Raw genomic sequence first — 21,713 nt, 5'->3', positions numbered from 1 at the left:
TTTTTATAATAATTCGCATTTTTCAGGCATTTTAAGGGGCAGCAAAAACAGACAGGATTGAAGTGAGTTTTAGAAAAGCATCAGGTATCTGCTATTTCGTTAAATTGATAAGCTCCTCAAAACTTATTTCTCCATTGAATTTTTCCATGCTATCAATAATCTCCTGTTCGGTAAAAACTTTTACAAGCCGCATATTCTCGTCCAGAACATATATTATATGAATTCTGTCAAAGTCCATATTCTTAACAACATCGCCTAAACGCATACTTTTAATTACCACCAGTTCCCTTCCCGGATATACCCCTTTTTTTAGGAACCTTGAACGCTTATAGACAAGGTTTTTGATATTCATAAAATACACCTCCGATTCATCATATTTTAAGCAATAAAAAATGTAACCTCCCAAAAAGAGCAAACTAAAGTTATACATACTGTCATGCAATTGGATTATACCAGTGAGAATAATCAAAAGCCCCAGTCCCCTGGACATACTTCTCGAATACTTATGAGCTTTAAACAAACCTACTTTTGAAATTAAGATGTCTCTAAATATCCTTCCTCCGTCAAGGGGTAAAACCGGAAGCAAATTAAATAATGCCAGGAATACGTTAGTTAAGATAAAAAAACGCATATTATCCGATTTGGGCAAATAATATGTGCTTAGCAAAACACAAATCAAAGATATAAGTATATTTGAAATGGGACCGGCTATGTTGATAAGAAAAAAATTGGTATCTTTATAATAATCCTTATAAAAAATCGCATTTATCCCGATAATAAATATCCTTATACAGTATAGTTTTCGACCTTGAGCTATCGAAACCAGTATATGGGAAATCTCATGTATTACAATAGCAGCAAAAGTCGACAGATATTTGTTATGATAATCGATAAAATACATTAAAGCTACCACAACAAAAAGTACTGGATCAACCTCTATTTTAAACGGTTTTTTGGCAACTTGAACAAAAATATTCTAACCTCACCTCATCTTAAAACTCATTTTTAAATAACTTATTCAGTTTTGACGCTTATTACTTAAAGATAGTATTGTATTTGGCAGTTAGACCGCTAATTACTGTCCGAAAGCTCAATATAGTCAAGAGGATTTACAGCCTCATTGTCCTTCCTTACCTCAAAATGTAAATGCGGGCCGTCAGCAGCTCCTGTAGCCCCAACTTCTGCAATTATATCGCCCTTACTGACTTTTTGACCCTTATTCACAAGCAGCTTGGAACAATGGGCATACAGAGTTGACAATCCATCAACATGTTTTATTTTTATATAATTGCCATAAGTCGCCTCCGAACCTGCTTCCACTACCTCTCCATCATAAGCAGCTTTTATAGGTGTTCCGCTCTGTGCTTCAATGTCAATTCCCTTGTGAAATATAATTGTTTTTTTAATAGGATGGACTCTCTCTCCAAAAAACGATCCTATTATTCCTCCTACAGGAATGATAAAGGAATAACCGGCATTCCCAAAAATTTTTTCATTTTCATTCAATCCCATAATATGTTCATCTTCAACCGACTCAAACTCATCTTTTATAAACTCCGCACTTTCAACCAGCGATCCTTCTTCGGTATATACCGCGCTTACAGGCTCCAGCTCTTCATCTGAAACTTGCTTATTTTCGCTTTCTGCCGATGTAGTTGCATTCAAAACCCTTTTTTCAGAATCCTCACTTTCATCCAATGATGAATCGGTACTTTCATTTTCTTTTTTATCCTCTGGAAGGCTGTTAAGCAAATACTGTATATCGCTAAAGGTCTTTTTTAAATCAATATTATAGGACATAGCCCCTTTTAACTTGGTTTGCAAAAAAACTGTTTGAGGGGTCTTTATTTTTACCAGCAATATTACAACCAAAAAAATTACCATACATATCAAAGTCTGCAGAACTGTTCTGATAACAAACTTCTGTGCAAAACTTCCCCTGTCTCTTTTATTTCTTCTAGGCTTTCTTTTTGCTTGATAGGTCACTTGTCTTGAGTATCTCGGTCTATAAACTATATCATCCACAAATAATTCACCTCTTTTTCTTTAATCTGTATCTTATATGGCATTTCACGAATTAAGTACTAAAGTCAAATGAAATAATGTCAAATGAAAATATACAGCAAATTTACAATACGATTTAGTAGATTATATTTAAAAGCAAATAAAAATATTACAATAGGATGTAAATACAAAATAATGATGCAAAAAAACAAAAAAACCTCAAATATGAGGTTTTTATTTCCTTAATGCTTTTGCAAATTATAAAAATATTGACTTAATTATCAAATAATATCAAAAGGTCATTTTCCTATTATTTCTCTCCATCCCAAATCTCCTCTTTCGAGGCCTCGGATTAACATTTCAGCAGTACCTAAATTTGTAGCAAAGGGAATATTGTTTATATCACATGCTCTTAAAAGAGAATTTATATCCGGTTCATGAGACTGGGCAGTAACAGGGTCTCTAAAGAAAAGCACAAGATCAAGCTCATTATAAGCTGCTCTGGCACTAATTTGCTGTTCTCCCATTAACCCCGGTGAAAATCTATGCACGTTCAAGCCTGTTGCCTCAATGATAATTGCCCCGGTTGTACCAGTAGCAAACAAATTATGATTTTTCAGTATACTCCTGTAAGCAATACAAAATGAAGCCATTAACTCTTTCTTTTTGTCATGTGCTATTAATGCAATATTCATAACAAACCCATCCAGTACTCCAATATAATATTAGTCAATTTAATGCAACACAATACAAAACACTTGAAAATATTCTCAAAGTCTTTTACTTCCCGCTGCTTTTTACATTCTTTATGGGAATATTGGCAACCAAAGCGGGAACTACCCGATCTCCATCTTCACTTTTCGTTCTGGTCATCTGTATATCAAGTGAATCTTCATCTATGTCCATATAATTTGATATTACCTTGATGATTTCTCCTTTAACCATCTCCAAAAACTGAGGAGAGACATTTGCTCTGTCGTGGATTAATACTAGCTTCAGTCGTTCCTTTGCGAAGTCTTTCGATGATTTAGACCTGCCAAATATCTTAGATAAATCTAGCAACATAATTCTCCTCCTTATTAGTTTGCCCTTAATCCAAACAATTTCTTAATTTTAAACATAAACCCTTCGTCGCTTTCAAGGTTAAGAACAGGAACATTTTCACCTAATATTCTCCGTGTTATATTTCTATATGCTTCACCTGCAAGGGACTTATTGTCGGTAACAGCAGGCTCACCCTTGTTTGTGGAAACAATTATCTTTTCATCATCGGGCACAACTCCAATTAAGTCAATAGCTAGTATATCAATAATGTCATCAATTGACATCATATCTCCACGCTTTACCATATCAGGACGAACCCTGTTAATAAGCAATTTGGGATTTCTTAACTCATTAGCTTCCAACAAGCCTATAATTCTATCGGCATCTCTTACTGCCGACACTTCAGGTGTTGTAACAACTATTGCCCTGTCCGCACCGGCAATAGCATTCTTAAACCCCTGTTCAATACCGGCAGGACAATCCACCAATATAAAGTCAAATTCCTCTTTCAAATCATCGGTCAATTTTACCATCTGTTCGGGAGATACCGCCGATTTGTCCCTTGTTTGAGCAGCCGGCAATAAATGCAGACTTTCAAATCTTTTGTCCTTTATCAAAGCCTGTTTTATTCTGCAAGTACCTTCAACTACATCAACAAGATCATATACAATTCTGTTTTCCAGCCCCATAACTACATCTAAATTTCTAAGTCCTATATCCGTATCAATCAAAACAACTTTTTTGCCTTGAAGCGCCAATCCTGCACCAATATTAGCCGTCGTTGTAGTTTTTCCCACGCCGCCTTTGCCTGAAGTTATTACAATAACCTCTCCCATATTTGTGTATACCTCCTGCCATATATTAGGAATTTTGCCTTTCCGCAAGAAACGTTAACTACCTGTTATTTCCGATTTTGCATCCGTTGTTCATAACATACCAACGATATATTCCAAATATTTTTAGATAGTTCACTATAAATTCATATCGTTAATAAACCAATAATTATTATTATCATTAATAACACTATATATTTCTTTTAGCCATTTGTCAATTATTCATTATAGAGTAAACTAGAACACTTGTAAATTTCTAGTTCCACTGTAGATTAATACTAGCGAGCAGGCAAATATCTCTCAATATACACCATATCGTCCTTAACATATGCTATTTCAGGTATAAATTGCCCGCTATTGTCCTTCTCATCGGGAGAGCGTGTTATAATATCGGCAATTCTTAATTGAGTAGGCTGAAGATTAAGGGCCACTACAATTGCCTGCTTATTTCCATTAGCCCCGGCATGTACTATACCTCTCAATGACCCCATTACTACTACATTCCCTGTGGCAATCAATTCCGCACCCGGGTTTACATCACCAATAACTACCAAATTTCCGTCAAAATTAATAAGCTGTCCCGATCTTACGGTACCTCTGTAAAATTTTGTGATTCCTTCTTCCAGTCCTTTAAAATAAAAATTACTCATCCGTATTTTTGCATGGGGCTGAGGTATGGGCTCCACTTCAGCTTTAGGCGGCTCTTCCATATCCATTTCAATACCGGTTATTTGCGCACCGCTTTTTGATTGTAGAAGCTGAAAAACTTTTTCCTCTTCTTCAAAGGATAATTTCTTGCCGCGGTACTTTACCTTAAGCTTTGCACCTTTAAAAAACTTCCCGGCAGAAATTATTTTCTCCTCTATCTGATTTAATATTTCATCAAATTCTATTTCTTCTTTCATAATTATCGTCAGACAGTTTAGCGAGCCTTTAAAAATTACACTGCCTTCATTCATTTGTTTAACCCCCAGTGTCTATTTGATTTAACGTGTAAATTTAACCTCTTCCACTGCTATTTGATCATCATTGGTTTTGTCACCGTTTAATCCAAAGTACTCTCTGAGCACGTCCTTTGCAATGGGTACAGCATATGAACCCCAAACGCCGTGTTCTACAACTACAGCTATTGCTATTTCAGGCTTTTCAGCAGGTGCATAGGCAATAAACAGTCCGTTTGATGATTTTCCCTGAGATTCCAATCCCGTTTCCGGCGTTCCGGTTTTTGAAGCAACAGTAAAAGGAAAATCTCTAAAGTATGCAGCCGCAGTACCTTCCATAGAGCTGGAAACCTGAATCATTCCCGCTTTTATAGCCTCTATCGTTTTCTGGCTTACAGGGACAGTTTCATATTCCGGCTTGGTTTCCATCACTATTGAGCCGTCGTATTTTTTTACACTTTTAATTATATACGGTTTATATCTCTTTCCCCCGTTGGCAAGGGTACTTACATAGTTGGCTATCTGAATAGGAGTAAACATATTGTCAAATTGTCCTATTGACACTTGGGCAGTATCTGCCGGTCTCCATACATCATTCCTGTATTCCATCTTTGTTTCCCTGTTAGCTCTCATTCCTTTTGCTTCTTCCGCTGGAATTTCAATTCCGGTCAATTCCCCAAGGCCGAATGATTTAACCCATTTGTCAATTTTATCAATACCGGTTTTAACACCAATTTCCTGGAAATATACATTACAGGAAACTTCCAATCCCTTATTCAAATTTACTCTACCATGAACTCCCATACAACGGAATCTCATTCCACCCTGCTCTGTATAACCTTTGCAATAGAAAGCTGTATCGGGCGTTATTGCATTTTCCTCCAGGGCAGCTATAGCAGTTAAAGGTTTATAAATTGATCCTGGTGTGTATACTCCTCCAATAGCCCTATTAAGCATAGGTTTATTTTTACTGTCATTAAGGTACTCGTTCTGTTTCTTAGCAGCATCAGGAACATCGGTTCTAGGAAGAAAAACACTCGGGTCATAAGTAGGATAACTTGCCATAGCCAAAATTGCACCGCTATTTACATCTATGGCAACAACCGCACCAGCATTGGCATCCCCAAAGTTCTTTCTATAGTCAGCTCTTGACCGAATATCGGCAATATTTCTTTCCAAAGATTCCATTGCAACCTTTTGAAGCCTTGAGTCAATAGTAAGATAAACGTTATTGCCCGGTATTGCAGGCTCACTGCTAAGTTCAGAAGTAAGCCTTCCGCTGGTGTCAACCTCTACCCTTTTCTTTCCGTTTATCCCTCTTAAATAATTTTCTGCAGCCCTTTCTATACCGGCCTTACCTATTATGTCATTTAACTTGTATCCTGCATCTTTTTTTGATTCGTATTGCTCTTCGCTCAATAAACCGATAAATCCCAAAACATGGGCAAAATCCTGTGCATCTACGTATTTTCTAACCGGTTCAACATCAATCTGGACTCCCGGGAATTCATGGCTTCTCTCCTCAATTTGAGCTACCGTCTTTATCCCTACATCTTTGGCAATGAGAAGAGGATTGGTTGCCGTATAACCTTTTATGAGCATATCATATCTTATGCACATTATTTTATAAGCTTCTTCATCGGTATATTTTGCATCAATATCAAACTTTTTTTCCCTAAAATATTTAAACACATCTTCCGGTGTATTGAGCAGCTCTATCTCCTTTTCTTTTAAAACCATTTCAGATTTCCACTTCTGCAATGCTTTTTCGGAATCTTTTATATTTTTTCCAAAATCAATCGGATTAAAAGTCAAATAGTTGGGAAGCCCCGACTCGAAAGTGTCTCCATTACTTTCAATAATTCGAATAAGTTTAATAATCATTTCATTTAGCTGGGGGCCTTTAAGATTGGTCTTTGCCACATGAATTGTATACCCCACCCTGTTTGTAGCTATAGGTATGCCGTTGGTATCGGCTATTATACCCCTTGGGGCAACAATTTCCCTTTCCTGAAGAAGCCTTTGCTGAGATTTTTCATCATTCTCTTTTCCGTTTATTATCTGAAGGTTTATCAGTTGAACTACAATTATAGTAAAAACAAGCAAATACATTATTGCCAATAATACAAATCTCTCGTTTGATTTTTTTTCATTCGTTCTTTTTTCCATAACCTCACCACCAGCATAAGTTAAAAAAGCACAATTTTCTCAGTCAGACCCCTTTATTTCGTTCTGTCGTTTTTTCTCGACAGAATAAAACTTATGGATATCCAACCATTAATATCTTCTGGAATTTTTCTCAAACTCCTCAAATCTTTTATGTATCCTATTTACTATTATAAAAGCTATTATGGAAATTACACTGTTATAAATTGCTTCGGTTAGAATTATATTCTTAAAGGGATATATAAAATCCAGTGGTGCCCTGAAAACCGTAGTAAAAAAATAAACAATGTACTCATATACAATTGTTGATACAAAAGTTAAAAAAATAGCAATAAGAGCATTCTCTTTGTTGAGCTTTTTATTACTTCTGCCTATTATTAAGCCCAAGTAAAGACCCAGAAGAGCATAAAAGCCAATAACTCTTCCAGAAACAGCATCCTGCATAAGACCGCAAAAGAAACCTACTATAGCCCCTTCTATAGCATTTCTTCTAAAGGCAACGCAAACTATTACCGTAATGGTAAGATTGGGCTTGACATCATAAATCTTTATAAAATCAGCAATTGTTGACTGAATCAGCACAGTCAAAAAAATAAGGATAGAATAAGCAATTACTTTTAATCTCATTTGCTACCTTCGCTCGTTTCATTATTATTGATTGTTTTCGGCTTTAAAATAAATACCTCTTCAAGACGCTTAAAATCTACCACAGGTTCAATAATAGCATATCTATCCAATTCATTTGTCCTTTGTCTTACTTCCCTTACTGTTCCGATAAGAATACCTTTTGGATAAATTCCTCCAACACCCGACGTTTCCACCCGGTCACCGGCCGATACATCAGCATCGGCAGGAATATAATTCATAATGCAAAGCCCCTGATCCTTGAGCTTTCTATCACCTTTTACTACAACTAAATCACTGGTCTTAGACAGTCTGGCACTGATAGAACTATCCTCATCTATTATGGAAATAACCTTTGATGTAAATAAATCGGTTTGCATTACCCTTCCCACCAGGCCATTGCTTGTCACTACAGGATAATCAATTTCAATTCCATCCTTTGTCCCTCTGTCTATTGTAAAAATATCAAACCAATTTCCCATGTCCTTTGCTATTATATTGGCACCGACCATGTCCATAGTGCTGTATTGGTCCTTAATATCCAAAGCCCTTCTCAGCTCTTCATTTTTTATTTTTAAATCAATTAGCTTTTCATTTTCATATACCAACTCATAAACCTTTTGTTTTAAAACTTCATTTTCTTTCCTCAACTTATCAATATCCTCAAAATGTGCAAAAAAATCATTTATCTTCTTGTCAGAATAATTTATGAACCTCTGAAAAGGAGATAAAATAGTGCTGAAAATATCGCCCACATAATTAATCTTGCCGTTTTGTATTGACGACAATCCCATTACAATTAAAAGTATAATTGTAATAGAAACAAGTATAAATATTTTGTTTTTAAAAAGACGCAGCAAAATACATTATCTCCCTTCTACTTGAGTCTTTTAGGAGAAATAAGCACCTTCTTCAATGTTTCAATTTCTTCCAATACCTTTCCCGATCCCATTGCCACACAATCTAACGGATTATCGGCTATATTAACAGGCATTCCAGTCTCATCTCTGATCAATTTATCCAAACCGCTAAGAAGCGCTCCCCCTCCGGTAAGCATTATTCCCCTGTCCATGATATCTGCTGCAAGTTCGGGTGGAGTTTTCTCCAAAGTGTACTTAATTGAATCAACTATTGCATTTATAGGCTCTCTTAATGCATCAGCGACTTCCGTTGAGGTTATAGTTATATTTTTAGGAAGTCCGGAGATAAGATCTCTTCCCCTAATTTCCATAGACTCTTCTTTAGGTTTAGGATAAGCTGCTCCAATAGTCATCTTTATTTCTTCTGCCGTTCTTTCACCTATCATCAAATTATACTCTTTTTTTACATAATGCACAATAGCCTCATCCAATTCATCCCCGGCTATTCGCAGGGATTTACTGGTAACAATTCCTCCAAGAGATATAACAGCCACTTCACTGGTTCCGCCACCGATATCGACAACCATGCTTCCCGACGGTTCATCCACCGGGAGATTGGCACCAATTGCAGCTGCCATAGGTTCTTCAATCAAATACGCCTCCTTCGCACCGGCCGCCAGTGATGCTTCTTCTACAGCTCTTTTTTCCACTTCGGTAACTCCGGAAGGTACACAAATTACCACTCTTGGTTTTCCAACTATTCCCTTTGATAAAGCTTTTTTTATAAAATATTTTAACATTGCCTGTGTAATATCGAAATCAGCAATAACACCATCTTTCATCGGTCTTATTGCAACTATATTCCCCGGAGTCCTTCCTATCATTTCTTTCGCAGCATCGCCAACTGCAAGAATATCGCCTGATTTTTTATTTATTGCAACAACTGAAGGTTCTCTCACTACAATACCTTTACCTTTTACATGCACCAATGTATTGGCAGTTCCTAAATCTATACCGATATCCCTAGTAAATATGCCCATTCAATAATTCTCCTTCCAAACTGTTTTACGAATTTTTAACCAATCATTAATCTATGACACACCATACATAAGTTATTTAATGTTTCGCAAAAAAATTTCTTTTATTTTAAAACATACACTCCATAGTTCTTTAAAATATCACTCAGTTTTGAAATAGGTAAACCTACAACATTGAAATAGCAACCTTCAATTCTATCGACAAGTACAGCCCCCAAGCCCTGTATACCGTAAGCGCCTGCTTTATCTAAGGGCTCACCCGAATTAATGTAGGCATTGATTGTCTCATCTTTCAATTCCTTCATCTTAACTCTGGTTATTTCAACACATTTATCATATTTAAAGCTGTTAGCATCAATAACAGCTATACCAGTCATTACTTCATGCCAGCTTCCGTTAAGACTTTTCAGCATATTAAAAGCCTCCTGCTTGTCCCGCGGCTTTCCCAAAATTGCTCCGTCTTTAACTACAACTGTATCGGCCCCTATTACTATGGAATCTCTGTCCAAACTTGAATCTTCAGCTACAGCTTTAGCCTTTTCAAAGGCAAGATACTGAACAAGCTCCGATGCCTTAAGCCCCATGGAATTACTCTCATCTATGTCTGCTATTCTAATTTGAAAATTCAGTCCTAGCTGCTTGAGTAATTCAGACCTTCTAGGCGATTGGGATGCAAGTATAATTTGCATCGTTTCCACCTCATAAAACAAACTTTTTTGTCATAACTATTATAATCATACCTAATATTCTTTTTCAACAAAATATAAAATTTTTACCGAACTTTTTACAATATTCAATTATATTTTTTTACCAGTCCCAAATTTTTTCTCTCCTTTTCAAAATCCAAATTTTCAATAATATTTCATATCCATTCGACCTAAATATAGTATGCAATATTTTTCCTGCCCTAATACATTTATTGCCTGTAACTGCTCTGAATCTCTTTAGTGCTGTCTGTGTTCTTGTTTGCTGCCAATACTGAATCCGGCAAGTTTTCTTTTATTTTTTGCGCAATGGAATTTAAGTTCTCAATAATTTTGCTCATCTCCCCAACTGTCAGTTCATTTATATCCTTTGCCTCAAATCCCATTTCTCTTAAAATAGTCTGCATTACCTCACTGTTATCGGGATCAATGTCCATATTCTTTAGCTTTTGCTTAAGATAGTTGATTTGCCTGACCGTTGCCATTTTCCTTACGGCAACACTTTCCTTCTTTTCCTTTTCTTTTTGAATTTTGCTCTCTATCACACTAAATTCTTCATCTAACATTCTTGCCTCCTCAGGATACAGCCAATCGTTTTCACCCATCAGCTTTCTTATGATTCTGTCACAGGCTCCCGTTATAGTCTTTTCAAGGCCGAATTCCTTGTCATCAAGCAGCTCTTTTCCTATTTCAAACAACTCCCAATCAGTCAGTGAAAAATCAGGTTTGTCGCTAATCTTAGGTCTTTTGTTCCGATAAACTGTTTTTCCACTTTCGTCTCTTACTATGTTTTTACTTTCAATCTTTTGTGCAAGATATTTCTGAAACCTGTTAAAATAGTCGATTTGTTTTCCGTCAGCAATAACTTGTCCGGTCGACAAATCTTTTCCTTTAACCTTAACTACAAAAGCCGGAAGACTAATTTCTCCTATCCCCGGAAATTGAGCACTCCTCTCATATAACTTCACTATATCTATATCTTCAACAGAAATCCCCTTCTCTTTTGCCTTCTTGAAAAGGCCTTCAGCTTTCATTCTCAACTCTCCGCTAGCTCCCTTGTAATAATCCTTTTCCTTTTTATATACAATATCCTGAGCCATATCTTGTACATCGTCCAAATTGCTTTTATCTGAAGCCATTCGATCACCTCCTATATTTTGTTTACTCTTGCAGTAATAAACATTAAAAATCAGAATTTTTTAAAATATAATTGCCATATTAACTTTTATTTTTCTAAAAATATGAGTTTCGATATCAGGTTTTATAGCTTATAATAATAATATTTCCCTAATATAAAACAGTTTATATTACTTTATTCAGGAAATAAAAAAGTCTTTATAAAACGTAAAAACTTACCGATTAATATAATATACATATCACTAGATATTCTTATTATTTACGCAATATTTATATTTAATTGACTTTAGTTAATTTTTTCATACTTCTCATTTTGTATTATTGGAAGTATAATATAAAATAGGTATACAATTATGTAAATGGTTGATGGTGATAAGAGATGAAAATAGAAAAAATTAACGAGAATAAAATTAAAGTTACAATTACATTAAGTGATCTGCAGGAAAGAAATATTGACTTAGAGAATCTCAACTATAATTCACTTGCTACCCAGGAATTGTTTTGGGATATGATGGAGCAAGCAGAAATTCAGTTTGGCTTTAATACTTCCGAATCACAATTGGCAATCGAAGCATCACCGGATGAAAATGACGGTTTTGTTATATTTATAACCAAGCTCGATGATGATGAAGATTTTGAATCAATTCAGAAATATATAAAGAATAGATTCAGGAAGTCCGATTTAAGAGTAAAAAAGAAATGTCACAAGCTGTGCTCATCAATAGTTATTTACTCTTTTGAAAACTTTGACCACCTTGTCAGTTTGTGCAGCATACTTAATAACATTTATTCGGGTAACAGTACGTTGTATAAGCTAAAAAATACCTATTACATGATATTTACCAAAAATGCCTATACCGTTAGCAATTTGAGATATTTCGAATCTTTGCTCAATGAATATGGAAAAAAAGTCTCCAATAATGCCTATTACGAAGGTTACTTGGAGGAATACGGTCAAAAAATAATTGAAGCCAATGCAGTAGAAATTATTTCCTGTTATTTCTAATTTGCTTTTAACATGGTTATTAAAAAAATCTCGAGAAATTGCAAGTTATTTCGAGATTTTTTTATTTTGCCTGTTATTATCTTTTAGGTCCAACCTGAACAATTGATTCAACCGCTTCATAACTATCGATATATAAAAGATCTGAATTGATTTTGCCGTTTTCTTCTGAAACTCTATATACCTCTACCTCAATTCCCGGCTTACCACTAATGACAACTTTTTCTTCAAGAGGCTTTAAATCATAATTTACAGTCCTTAAAACAGGCGGCTCAATTTTTTGTACAACCCTTGTCTCTATTTCCTTTTTAGAATAGCCATTCCCCTTACTTCCCAATATGTACACTGTTATGTTCCTATCATCATATTCGGTAAAGACTGCAATCGGGAAATCAAAAGGGTTTTTAAATGTAAAATCTCCTTCTTTTTCGGATATTTCCACATCCAGACCAGGTTCGATATATTCCACAATTGCATTATGCTTCTTTCTGTAAATATAATCGACATCAATACCAGTTTTAAGCAATGCAGCATAAAGAGTTGACGCCACCTGGCTTAAACCCTCATTTGTTTTTTCAAAGGAAATGCCCTTTTCCTTCATTCGATTAACAAAGGAAAACTCCTTATACTTTCGGTTATTAAAATCTGATCCCATCACCAAAAAACCGTTTAGTGCCTTTGCAGCCTGCACTATACTTTTATTGTCTTTAAAGTCTGTAATGGGAGTTGAATAGCTGGAAATAACAGAATCAATACCATTAAAATCTGAAAGGGTAAGTTCAGGCCAAATCCAATTAATCTCATAGTTGTTTTCCGGATTAAATTCAATAGTACTGTTAAGATTATTTCCGATTTCACTCTTAATTTTCTCTATTGAATTTGGGATATTAAGTTTCATCCCCAATTGATGCGGAATTTTACTTATCTCACCATTTTGAAAATTAATCCGAGCATTTACAGGCGCTTTATCTACCAATAAAGCAAACTCCTCCAAATGTTTTTTAAGTTTTTCTTCATTTATCTTTACCACTGGATATATCGTTATCTTTTTATTTGCAAAAAATCCTTTTATTAGTCTTGCAAGTCTGTTGTCTTCCTTTATGTAATATGCTTCATCAGCAGTAGCTTCACAATCTATCGAAAATTCGATATCCGAAAGTTTAATCCTATACTCTTTGTCATCATCGCATTTTATCAAAATACCCGAATCCTCCGATATTTTGTCATAATGCTCTTTAATTGCGGATACCGCTTTGCTTTTTGTGTAATTTCCCACATATAACGTGCTTACATATACATTAGGTAAAATATGACCTTTTGATGAAAAGTGAAGGAAAAACAATCCCAAAGTTATCGACAATACTGACTGGAAAAACAAAATCATCAATATAATATAAACTTTGTTATGTTTTAGCATCAAAACTACCTCTCACTATGCTTCATTATTCATTATTAGTTCAATCAGTTTTCCGTTTTGTCTTGAAAGTTCGATAACCTCATCGGTTATAATTTCTCCCTGTCTGATTATAACTGTTCCTGAGCTGGAAATAATAGTTTTTGTAGCTTTTCTCCCATTAAGATATTCTTTCTGCCGCTGTTCAAACAGATGGGCAGCACTACTTTTATCCAACGAACTGCCGGAGGTTTTTTCCTTGTCAAAATTAACGAAAGAAGGCTTCCAAACTTCCTTTTTATCGTCTGAATTCTTTTCAGTATTTACTTTGTCAGTACTTTCTTTTTCAATATTTTCTTTTTCATTAATTTCTTTTTCGATATTTTCAGTTAACAGTTGTATATTAATAGACTTCTCATCTTTTTTTAAATCTTCCTCCAAATAACCTCCTTCCAAATCCTCAAAACCTTCAAAAAATGTTTCATCCAGTCCATTATCATTAAAACCGCTTTCAAGATAGTTATCATCAATATCGGCAAAAAAATCTTCGTAGTTTAATTTATCATTTTCAGGCAAGGATAAATCCAATACCTCTTCCACAGATATATTCGTTTCAAAGGGGAAATCAGGATAAGATACATCAATTTCTTCATACGATGAATCGGTTTCTTCTATAATCAATTCCTCTATTTCGTCGCCAGAATTCTCCACAAAATCACTGTTTTGGTCAATATGAGGATTATACCTATCTTTTTCATCATCTTGCAAACAAACTACGTTCTCTAACTCTTCCTTTTTGTCAATCAAGCTCTCTTCTACTTCTTCAATTACAACAACAAAATCCTTGCTTATAGAAATAATACTTGTTCTGGGTATGATTTTAACCTTACCGTCATATATATATTCAAGTCCAACAATACTGCAATTATCATCCTCATCAACATAAATATCGCCAACTTCACCAATAAGCCTTCCTTTTTTAGTAAGCAGCTTAGTTCCGGTAACTTGTATATTTTTCTGCAATAATTCTATGGCAGCAGGTATCTCACTTACATAACTTATTACCGATTCATTCTCGATTGTTACCGCATATTCTCCAATACCCAATACATTAACTGTAGGCACTATCTTAGCACTAAGGAATTGAATTCCGCTGTCAATTATCAAGTATTCTATTGCTCTCTTTGTAGCATTAATAATTATATTTTTTACCCTGCCCACTTCAATGCCGTCATAAATACTTATAATTGGCAATCCAATTATATCCTGAGCCTTTTTCATTATATTGCGTGCCCCCTCAATACTCAATCCTGTAATCAGGTCTGAGTATTATTACCAAATCCGTCAAAAAGCATAACTCGTACATTTCTATCAGCAAAAACCCAATCTATCGTAAATTCAACTCAATTTCATACTTTAACCCTTCATCCATTATAATTCCATATTCTTTTACATAATTATCAAGTACCTCTTTTGCAAGCTCAACCTGTCCCAATTGCTTGTACATTACACAAATATCCAGGAGTATCCAATGTGCTACGTCGTCGGGAGGATGACTGTCTAAAGCATAAAGGAAATTTATTATTGCACCTTCATAATCTCCCTGCTCTTTGAGCTTAAATCCTTCATCAATTATTTCAGCAAGAGACTTTTTAAGCTCGTTTCCACCTTTTTTGCCAATCATCCGCTGATCGCCTTCAAAATCTTCTTCCCTCTGGCCCAAAATCAGCTCATCCCAATTATTGCTTATATCATTACCACCGCTATCGGAATTTATACATATTTCATCCCGGATGCTTGCAACAATTTCATTGATTTCTGAACTTATACTATCTTCTATAGATCCGAAATCAGACTGATTAATTAACTCTTCCAGTTCCAAGATAATAGAATCGTTCTGACAATCCGAATCCAAATAACTTTCCGTTGATTTTTCATCTATATTGACATTTCCATATTCGTTTTCAAACCGCAGAAATTCCATTAGATTTTCATCATCAAGACAATCTTCATTGCAGACAAAGCTATCCAACTCCTTTATAGTGTCATCTTCATTAATGCAACCATCGGCAATTGGATTATCCGTATTCCATAAAAAATTTTCGCTGGCTTTCTTAGACTTCTGAATTGATATGTCACTATCAGAAATTAAAACATCATCAAAACTTTCTACTCCTATTGTATCAATATTCTTTCCAGTGTCAACATTTTTTCCCGTTTCATGCCTGTTTTCTTTAGAGAAGACGTTCTTCTTACTAAAAACAAGCTTATAATACTTACTGTTCTTCACCTTATTAATGAGTACGCTTTTTCTCAGCCATTTTGTAAAAATATCAATATTGAAACCCAATAATTTATTACCCTTTTCTTTTATATATTCCCAATAGGCTATTATGCCGGAAAAAACTACTATAAGTGCAATGGAAGTGATAACACTTGTAACTAATGCCAAGTGAAAACCAGCAGAGGTGGCTGCAGCAGCAAAACCATTAAGAATCATGGGAAATAAAACAGATATAGCAATAGATGCTAAAGATATAATAAAAATGCTGTCTTTACGCAAAATTTTGTATTTACTAAATATTGCTACGTTTATACAGAACATAACAACTGCTATAGACAGGGAAATTATTAAATATAAAGCCATACGGCCCTCCTAAATAGTAAAAACTCGAACTTGACGACAAAATCAATTCCAGGGTGAAACAATCTTCTTTATGTACCTGTTACAAGACCGTAAGCACTTACTTAGCAGATTACATTAGACATTCACTGAATTTACTTATTAATAAAGAAAACTTCAATAACCTTTTGAATCTCATATAAAATTGAAAAGAACAGCTTTACTTTTTGTCTTATATATTTTAATATAAATTAAGACCATTGGTCAATACTTTAATTACTCCCTTATTTCCATATATCGCTTATTGCTATTAAAAACAATACAAAACTGGAATAGGTAGGTAAAAATGTCGCCAAAAAGAATTGTACCCAACAAATTTGAAGAATTTTTGCTCAATAGAAACAGCTTAATAGAGCAGTATTCAAAAGGTGATCTGTCAAAAGATGAGTTTATCGAAGCAAATTTCAGGTGCATTAACGCTTTAAATATTAAGCCGTTTAAAAAGATAGACAATGTAAAAAAGGCATTGTACAATTACCAATATTACAATGTGCTGGCAAAATATTATCAGAAAAGAGCCCATGACCTTAGCAAAAATAACGAAGCGAGGGAAGATTTTCTTGAACAATCAAATTATTATTATTCAAAAAAAGATGATGTAACCATGAAACTCTTGACTCTAATAGATTTCAAAGGTGTTGAAGCCTATTTTGTAAAAGTTAAATCTCCAAAACTAAAGAAAAAATTGTTTGAAATTGTATTGACAGACTATGACAATATAATTCTCCATTCTATCAACGAATCCATACTAAACAGGCTCAAACAGGAGAATGTTTTTATAAACGAGGAAAGAGAATCTTTGGTAGACAGCTATATCAATCAAAAATATTAGACATAACCTATTAAAAACCGCAGTTGTACTCAACGGTACAACTGCGGTTTAGTGTTTATCCAATATAATTAATAAAGTTATATATTACTGCTCAACTATCTGCTGAGACTCATCATGAATTTGGGAAGGATTCTTGGCAATATCTACTTTATCATCACTTTTTGTACTCTTTATATTTCTCCACTTAGTCTTTACCAGAGCTGTATTCAGTACAGTATCCATATTCTCGGCAACTACAAACTTAATTTTTTTCCTTACAGCTTCCGGTATATCGTCAAGATCCTTTTTATTATCAACAGGAATTATAACAGTATCAATACCAGCCCTGTTGGCCGCAAGGACTTTTTCCTTAAGTCCTCCTATCGGAAGGACTCGACCTCTTAACGTAATTTCTCCTGTCATTGCAACATTTCTCTTTACAGGAATTCCTGTCAAAGCAGATACCATCGCAGTTGCAAGGGTTATACCAGCCGAAGGACCATCCTTTGGAATAGCACCTTCCGGTACATGTATATGAATGTCATATTTATTGTAAAAATCTTTTTCAATCATATACTGTTCGGCTCTTGAACGAATAAAACTCATAGCAGCCCTTGCCGATTCCTTCATTACATCTCCAAGCTGACCGGTAAGTTCCAATTTACCGCTTCCGTCCATGAGGTTTACTTCAATGGACAATGTGTCTCCTCCTACAGGGGTCCATGCAAGACCCGTAGCAATACCTATTTCATCTTTATCGTTTGCCTTATCATATCTGTACTTTTTAGTTCCCAAATATTTTTCCAAAGTATTGGAAGTAATTTTAACCGATTGCTGTTTCGAAGAAACAAGCTTTTTGGCCACTTTTCTGCATATTGTGGCAATCTGTCTTTCCAAATCCCTTACTCCTGCTTCCCTTGTATAGCAGTTTATAATGTCTCTAACAGCTTGTTCATCTATTTTTACGCTTCCCTTTTTAATTCCGTGTTCTGCCACCTGTTTCGGGAAAAGGTATTTTATTGCAATATTAACCTTTTCCTCTTCGGTATAGCTTGTAAGATGTATAACTTCCATCCTGTCCAAAAGCGGCCTTGGAATAGTATCAAGATTGTTAGCTGTTGTAAGGAAAAGTACATCCGACAAGTCAAAGGGAAGTTCCAGATAGTGATCTCTGAAAGCAAAGTTCTGTTCACTGTCAAGTACTTCAAGCATAGCTGATGCCGGATCACCTCTGAAATCACTGCTCATTTTATCTATTTCATCCAACAGAATAAGCGGATTTTTGGAACCGGCCTGTTTCAATGCCGAAATTATCCTTCCAGGCATAGCTCCGACATAAGTTCTGCGATGACCTCTTATCTCCGCTTCATCTCTTACACCACCCAAAGACATCCTGACATAATTTCTGTTTAATGCACGGGCAATCGATTTGGCTATTGATGTCTTACCTACTCCCGGAGGTCCTACAAGACAAAGTATTGGGCCTCTCAAATCGTTTTTCAGCATCCTGACAGCAAGATGTTCCAAAATTCTTTCCTTTACCTTCTCCAGCCCATAGTGGTCTTCATTCAGAATTGCCTCCGCTCTTTCCAAATCAATTATTTCTTCAGTTCTCTTATTCCACGGAAGGTCAAATATCCAGTCCAGATAGGTTCTGATTACGGCCCCTTCAGCAGAACCGGAAGGCATCTTCAAAAGCCTGTCCAGCTCTTTAAGAACCTTTTTCTCTACCTCTTCACCAAAATTACCTTCCTTAAGCTTTCTTTTATATTCTTCAACTTCGCCGGTAATGCCTTCCTTATCTCCCAGCTCACTTTGTATTACTTTCAATTGTTCCCTCAGATAGTATTCCTTCTGCATCTTGTCCATCTGTTTTCTAACTTTGATGTTTATATCTTTTTCAATCTGCATAATTTCAATTTCTTTAACTATTATTTCCAGCAGTTTTTCAAGACGCAGTTTAGGCTGAAATTCATTGAGTATCTCCTGTTTCTGCTCAACCTTCAATACCAAATTTGAAGTTATTATATCCGCAAGCTGATCCGGGTCTTCAATACTCATTACTGATAAAACAATTTCCGGTGAAATTTTGTTGTTATATTTGGAATACTCTTCAAAAGTGGATACTACCCTTCTTTTGAGAGCTTCTATTTCCAATTTGCTATCTTCATCTTCAACATATATTTTTTCAACAACTTCTGCCATAAAGAACGGTTCTGTCTGAGTAAACTCAGCAATTTCAGCCCTGCTGATTCCTTCAACCAAAACCCTTATGGTATCGCCGGGAAGTTTTAAAAGCTGTTTAACTTTCGATATTGTACCAATCTTGTATATATCGTCAACAGTAGGTGAGTCATTTTTTGCATCTTTTTGAGTAACCAGAAAAATAAGCTGGTTGTTTATCATAGCCTCTTCCAAAGCTTTTATAGACTTTACTCTTCCCACATCAAAATGAAGTATCATATATGGAAAGACTGTAAGACCTCTAAGAGGCAGCAAAGGTAATTCCTGTTTCTTTACAACCTTTCTTGCTTCAGACATTTAACCATCCCCTTACTCTAAAAAAATTTATAAAAACTCTTATTCCAATCAAACATTAACCGCGTATTTTTACAAGTTACCGATAAATAAAATCGTTGTAGTCAAATTAAGGTATTATTAATTCCTCCATCCTTAGATTAGAAATTTTAAAACATTAGGCCTCCTGCAAAAATGTATAGTCGTTTCCATCCTAAGAGAAGTCATTAAAACTTTACCAAGTATCTGAAAGCATAAGAGATGAATCTTCACTATTATAACCTCTAAGCATTTATATTTCAATGATTTTATATGGAATTAAAGGGAACTACTGCTTGACATCCATAAAAAATTTGGAATAAAAACGAATTGCTAAATATTTCATAAAATTTATTTTTTTGAAATCCTAAACTTCTTATTAACCAAACCTACTGGCCAAACATATGTGCATTTTTTGACAGAAACTCCCGGTAAATTGATTAGTTAAAATTATTATATTATATATCCTTCAAATCATAAATAGGTCTTATTTCCTCTTTTTTACCTATTTTCATCAACTGACTGCATACTAGCAAACTTGGAAAAACTACGTAAATCCCGTTGAATGAACATAATTAATTATGTATAATACATCTTGACTATACTAAATAAAAATGGAGTGAAAAGTATGATAAATGTAATAGATGGCGGAGTTACCGCTCCGAAAGGTTTTAAAGCAGCAGGTGTTGCCTGCGGTTTAAAAAATAATGGCAAAAAGGATTTGGCAGTTGTATGTTCCGATGATATAGCCGTAGCAACCGGAGTCTTTACCACCAATTTGGTAAAAGGTCACTCCCTTCAACTAACCATGAATCATATAAAAAAAGGATACGCCCAATCAATTGTAATAAACAGCGGCAATGCTAATGCCTGCATAGGTGGACAGGGCAATAAGGACGCCTTGGAAATAGCCGAACTCACTGCTCAGCTTCTTCAATGCAATGCAGAAAATGTACTTGTAGGTTCAACCGGAGTTATTGGTATTCCTTTGGATATGTCAAAGATCCGCTCGGGTATAAAAACTTCCATAGCCAACTTATCAGCAGAAGGAGGCCATGAAGCCTGTGAGGCTATTATGACCACTGACCTCGTACCTAAAGAGATTGCCGTAGAAATTGAAATTCAAGGCAAAAAAATAAGAATCGGAGGCATGGCAAAAGGTTCGGGAATGATCCATCCCAATATGGCTACAATGATCGGGGTAATTACCACCGATGCAAACATTTCCCATAACCTTTTGGATAAAGCTCTCAAGGAAGTTGTGGGTTATACCTTTAACAGAGTATCCGTTGACGGAGACACAAGCGTTTGCGACATGGTACTGATATTGGCCAACGGAAAGGCTGGCAATGAAGGAATTTCGGAAGAAGACATGGAATACCGTAATTTTAAATCCGCTTTGGAACACGTTTGTACTTATCTGGCAAGAATGATTGCCAAAGACGGAGAAGGCGCCACAAAACTTATCGAAGTTAAAGCTGATGGTGCTGCAACTCCCGATGATGCTTATAAGGTTGTGAGTGCAGTTGCAAAATCGCCGCTGGTAAAAACAGCAATCTTCGGTGAAGATGCCAACTGGGGACGTATTATAACAGCTGCCGGTTATTCCGGTGCCGATTTTGATCCGACTCTTGTAGATATTTACATCGGAGATTTAATGGTATGTCAAAACGGTTGTGCACTTAAATTTGATGAAGATAAAGCTAAAGAGATATTGAAAGAAAAAGAAGTAACAATATTGATAAACCTGAAAAAAGGAAATTACAGCGATAGAATATGGACCTGTGACTTTTCCTATGATTATGTAAAAATAAACGGAAGTTATAGATCTTAATTTAAATATTATTGTACTTCTCACAAAATTCGCCTTATTTTAGCCAAATGAAATAACAGTAAAAACTTTTCATTGCCCGTTAA

General features: G+C 35.2%; 19 protein-coding genes. 3 read left to right on the top strand and 16 right to left on the bottom strand.

The window, feature by feature from the left end; genetic code table 11:
* Positions 1 to 91: 91 nt before the first annotated feature.
* From CLOCL_RS05465 to CLOCL_RS05410, 12 genes are all read right to left on the bottom strand, one after another.
* Complete coding sequence (locus tag CLOCL_RS05465) at positions 92 to 913, bottom strand: M50 family metallopeptidase (protein WP_257197284.1); 822 nt, start codon at positions 911 to 913, stop codon at positions 92 to 94.
* Between the two features lie 158 nt (positions 914 to 1,071).
* Entirely contained in the window at positions 1,072 to 2,025 is a 954-nt protein-coding gene (locus CLOCL_RS05460) for a M23 family metallopeptidase (RefSeq protein WP_014254413.1), read from the bottom strand.
* Between the two features lie 278 nt (positions 2,026 to 2,303).
* Positions 2,304 to 2,699 (bottom strand): methylglyoxal synthase, encoded by a 396-nt coding sequence (mgsA, locus tag CLOCL_RS05455; protein WP_014254412.1) that lies wholly within the window; start codon positions 2,697 to 2,699, stop codon positions 2,304 to 2,306.
* An 85-nt stretch (positions 2,700 to 2,784) separates the two neighbouring features.
* Complete coding sequence (minE, locus tag CLOCL_RS05450; protein ID WP_014254411.1) at positions 2,785 to 3,069, bottom strand: cell division topological specificity factor MinE; 285 nt, start codon at positions 3,067 to 3,069, stop codon at positions 2,785 to 2,787.
* A gap of 14 nt (positions 3,070 to 3,083) precedes the next feature.
* The gene (gene minD / locus CLOCL_RS05445; protein ID WP_014254410.1) at positions 3,084 to 3,884 is read right to left on the bottom strand and encodes a septum site-determining protein MinD; all 801 of its coding nucleotides are present in this window, start codon (positions 3,882 to 3,884) and stop codon (positions 3,084 to 3,086) included.
* Positions 3,885 to 4,159: 275 nt separating this feature from the next.
* Positions 4,160 to 4,840 carry a septum site-determining protein MinC gene (gene minC / locus CLOCL_RS05440; protein ID WP_014254409.1) on the bottom strand — a complete coding sequence of 227 codons (681 nt, stop codon included), beginning with the start codon at positions 4,838 to 4,840 and terminating at the stop codon, positions 4,160 to 4,162.
* A 27-nt stretch (positions 4,841 to 4,867) separates the two neighbouring features.
* Entirely contained in the window at positions 4,868 to 6,991 is a 2,124-nt protein-coding gene (gene mrdA, locus CLOCL_RS05435) for a penicillin-binding protein 2 (protein ID WP_014254408.1), read from the bottom strand.
* 108 nt (positions 6,992 to 7,099) lie between these two features.
* The gene (gene mreD, locus CLOCL_RS05430) at positions 7,100 to 7,615 is read right to left on the bottom strand and encodes a rod shape-determining protein MreD (protein WP_014254407.1); all 516 of its coding nucleotides are present in this window, start codon (positions 7,613 to 7,615) and stop codon (positions 7,100 to 7,102) included.
* Complete coding sequence (gene mreC, locus CLOCL_RS05425) at positions 7,612 to 8,472, bottom strand: rod shape-determining protein MreC (RefSeq protein WP_014254406.1); 861 nt, start codon at positions 8,470 to 8,472, stop codon at positions 7,612 to 7,614. The genes mreD and mreC overlap by 4 nt, the downstream gene beginning before the upstream one ends.
* Before the next feature lie 17 nt (positions 8,473 to 8,489).
* Positions 8,490 to 9,512, bottom strand: a complete 1,023-nt coding sequence (locus CLOCL_RS05420; RefSeq protein WP_014254405.1) for a rod shape-determining protein — start codon at positions 9,510 to 9,512, stop codon at positions 8,490 to 8,492.
* Positions 9,513 to 9,613: 101 nt separating this feature from the next.
* Positions 9,614 to 10,198, bottom strand: a complete 585-nt coding sequence (locus CLOCL_RS05415; RefSeq protein WP_014254404.1) for a Maf family protein — start codon at positions 10,196 to 10,198, stop codon at positions 9,614 to 9,616.
* Between the two features lie 227 nt (positions 10,199 to 10,425).
* Positions 10,426 to 11,352: a hypothetical protein gene (locus CLOCL_RS05410; RefSeq protein ID WP_014254403.1), complete on the bottom strand. Its 927-nt coding sequence runs from the start codon at positions 11,350 to 11,352 to the stop codon at positions 10,426 to 10,428.
* Positions 11,353 to 11,729: 377 nt separating this feature from the next.
* On the opposite strand from CLOCL_RS05410, the gene CLOCL_RS05405 reads away from it, so the two are divergent.
* Positions 11,730 to 12,356 carry an adaptor protein MecA gene (locus CLOCL_RS05405; protein ID WP_014254402.1) on the top strand — a complete coding sequence of 209 codons (627 nt, stop codon included), beginning with the start codon at positions 11,730 to 11,732 and terminating at the stop codon, positions 12,354 to 12,356.
* 76 nt (positions 12,357 to 12,432) lie between these two features.
* Here CLOCL_RS05405 and CLOCL_RS05400 read toward each other — a convergent pair whose 3' ends face one another.
* The 3 genes from CLOCL_RS05400 to CLOCL_RS05390 form a co-directional block, all read right to left on the bottom strand.
* Complete coding sequence (locus CLOCL_RS05400; RefSeq protein ID WP_014254401.1) at positions 12,433 to 13,770, bottom strand: VanW family protein; 1,338 nt, start codon at positions 13,768 to 13,770, stop codon at positions 12,433 to 12,435.
* 15 nt (positions 13,771 to 13,785) lie between these two features.
* Positions 13,786 to 15,027, bottom strand: coding sequence for a PRC-barrel domain-containing protein (locus CLOCL_RS20950; RefSeq protein WP_014254400.1), 1,242 nt, complete (start codon positions 15,025 to 15,027; stop codon positions 13,786 to 13,788).
* A gap of 106 nt (positions 15,028 to 15,133) precedes the next feature.
* The gene (locus CLOCL_RS05390; RefSeq protein WP_014254399.1) at positions 15,134 to 16,393 is read right to left on the bottom strand and encodes an MFS transporter; all 1,260 of its coding nucleotides are present in this window, start codon (positions 16,391 to 16,393) and stop codon (positions 15,134 to 15,136) included.
* A gap of 322 nt (positions 16,394 to 16,715) precedes the next feature.
* Between CLOCL_RS05390 and CLOCL_RS05385 the strand changes: the two genes are divergently transcribed.
* Positions 16,716 to 17,261: a DUF6648 family protein gene (locus CLOCL_RS05385; RefSeq protein WP_014254398.1), complete on the top strand. Its 546-nt coding sequence runs from the start codon at positions 16,716 to 16,718 to the stop codon at positions 17,259 to 17,261.
* 84 nt (positions 17,262 to 17,345) lie between these two features.
* On the opposite strand, the gene lon is transcribed toward CLOCL_RS05385, so the two are convergent.
* The gene (gene lon, locus CLOCL_RS05380; RefSeq protein ID WP_014254397.1) at positions 17,346 to 19,781 is read right to left on the bottom strand and encodes an endopeptidase La; all 2,436 of its coding nucleotides are present in this window, start codon (positions 19,779 to 19,781) and stop codon (positions 17,346 to 17,348) included.
* 643 nt (positions 19,782 to 20,424) lie between these two features.
* Here lon and argJ point away from each other — a divergent pair.
* Positions 20,425 to 21,630: a bifunctional glutamate N-acetyltransferase/amino-acid acetyltransferase ArgJ gene (gene argJ, locus CLOCL_RS05375; protein ID WP_014254396.1), complete on the top strand. Its 1,206-nt coding sequence runs from the start codon at positions 20,425 to 20,427 to the stop codon at positions 21,628 to 21,630.
* Positions 21,631 to 21,713: the final 83 nt, after the last annotated feature.

Origin of the sequence: Acetivibrio clariflavus DSM 19732, from assembly GCF_000237085.1 — a bacterium.
Lineage (GTDB): Bacteria > Bacillota > Clostridia > Acetivibrionales > Acetivibrionaceae > Acetivibrio > Acetivibrio clariflavus.
Note: the sequence above shows the minus strand (reverse complement) of the source record. Positions and strands in the feature narration are given on the sequence as shown.